Source organism: Bacillus sp. HNG, from assembly GCF_003400205.1.
GTDB lineage: Bacteria > Bacillota > Bacilli > Bacillales > Bacillaceae_L > Ferdinandcohnia.
This window is the reverse complement of record NZ_QUQV01000048.1, coordinates 1-1,674: the sequence shown is the minus strand read 5'-3', so window position 1 is coordinate 1,674 and position 1,674 is coordinate 1. Positions and strand designations below refer to the sequence as shown.

The window sequence follows — 1,674 nt, the reverse complement described above, 5'->3', positions numbered from 1 at the left end:
AATGATATGCTCCCCTAAAGGTAGACAGATGAAATAAAAAAATCTGTTTCCTTTGGGGGAGTTTTTTGTATGGCTAAAAGTAAGTTTTCTAAGGAAGAAAAATATAAAATTTTAAAAGCTTATGAAAAGGGAGAATTAACCTTAGGGGAGTTTCTCCAGAGACATCAAATCTCTGAGCGAACTCTTTATACTTGGAGAGAAAAGTACGAGCAATTTGGTTTAGACGGGCTTGAAAGATCCAATGGTTGGAAGCGATATTCAAAGGAATTAAAGTTAGCTGCCGTAAGAGATGCCTTGTCTGGAGACTATTCTCTTATTGAGTTAACTCATAAGTACGAAATATCTAGTCACTCTGTACTGCAAGGATGGATTAAGCTTTATAATGGTCATAGAGAATTGAAGGAAACTTCGAAGGGGAGAAACCAGTCTATGACCAAAGGTAGAAAAACAACAGTAGAAGAGAGAATTGAAATAGCGAACTACTGCATTAAAAATCGGAAAGATTATCAGAGGGCAGCCGAAGTCTATAATGTCTCATACCAGCAGGTATATCAATGGGTTAAGAAGTATGAGGATGGCGGAGATGAAGCGCTGAAAGATAAGCGTGGTCATAAGAAAGAAGAAGCTAAGCTAACTCCAGAAGAGAAAATCAAACTTCAAATGAAAAAGTTAGAAAGAGAAAATGAACGGTTACGTGCGGAGAATTTATTCTTAAAAAAGTTAGAGGAGATCGAAAGGAGGCGAAAATAAGCCAAATCCGATTTGAGGATAAGTACGTCGCTATTCAGGAACTTCATAAGAAAGAAAATCTAAGTATTCTCTTACTTTGTAAAATCGCTGGTATTACACGGGGAGCTTACTATAAGTGGCTAAAGCGTACACCTTCTGAACGGGAACTTCAGAATGAAGAAATTATTAAAGAGATGAAAGTTCTTCATGAAGAAGTAGAAGGCATCTATGGTTATCGTAGTATGATGATGACCATTAATCGAAAGCTTGGGCAAAACTTCAATCACAAACGTTATTATAGACTGATGAAAGTCGCTGGTATACAGTCTGTCATTCGTCAAAAGAAGAAACGTTATAAGCACTCAACTCCTCAACATGTGGCAGATAATGTGTTGAATCGAGAATTCACGGCCGAAAAACCAAATCAAAAATGGGTAACTGATGTCACAGAATTTAAATATGGAACCTCAAAGAAAGCCTATTTAAGCGCTATTCGTGATCTATATGATGGATCGATTGTTAGTTACGTATTAGGACATTCAAATAACAATAAACTCGTGTTCAAGACACTTGACCAAGCTACTAAATTATTGGATGGAGAACATCCTCTTATTCATAGTGACCGTGGCTTTCAATACACTTCTCATGGCTTCAAACGTAAAATAGCCAAGGCAGAAATGCCACAAAGCATGTCCAGAGTAGGAAGATGTATAGATAATGGACCAATGGAATCATTTTGGGGAACACTCAAATGCGAGAAGTATTATTTACGTAAGTATGAGACATTTAAAGAATTGTCTAAAGCGATAGATGAGTATATTTATTTCTATAATCACAATAGATATCAAAAACGACTAAACGGCCTCAGCCCTATGGAATATAGAGCTAAAGCCGCTTAGGTCATTTTTTATTATTTCCACTGTCTACTTGACAGGGGGCAGTTCA

Annotated in this window: 1 protein-coding gene; it reads left to right on the top strand. The window is 36.8% G+C overall.

Annotated features, from left to right (window positions below):
- Positions 1-69 precede the first annotated feature (69 nt).
- Positions 70-1,628, top strand: a protein-coding gene (locus DZB84_RS24565) for an IS3 family transposase (RefSeq protein ID WP_116354910.1) whose coding sequence is annotated in 2 segments (ribosomal slippage) — positions 70-712 and positions 712-1,628 — 1,560 coding nt in all. Because the reading frame shifts where the segments join, the coding sequence is not laid out codon by codon here.
- Positions 1,629-1,674 lie beyond the last annotated feature (46 nt).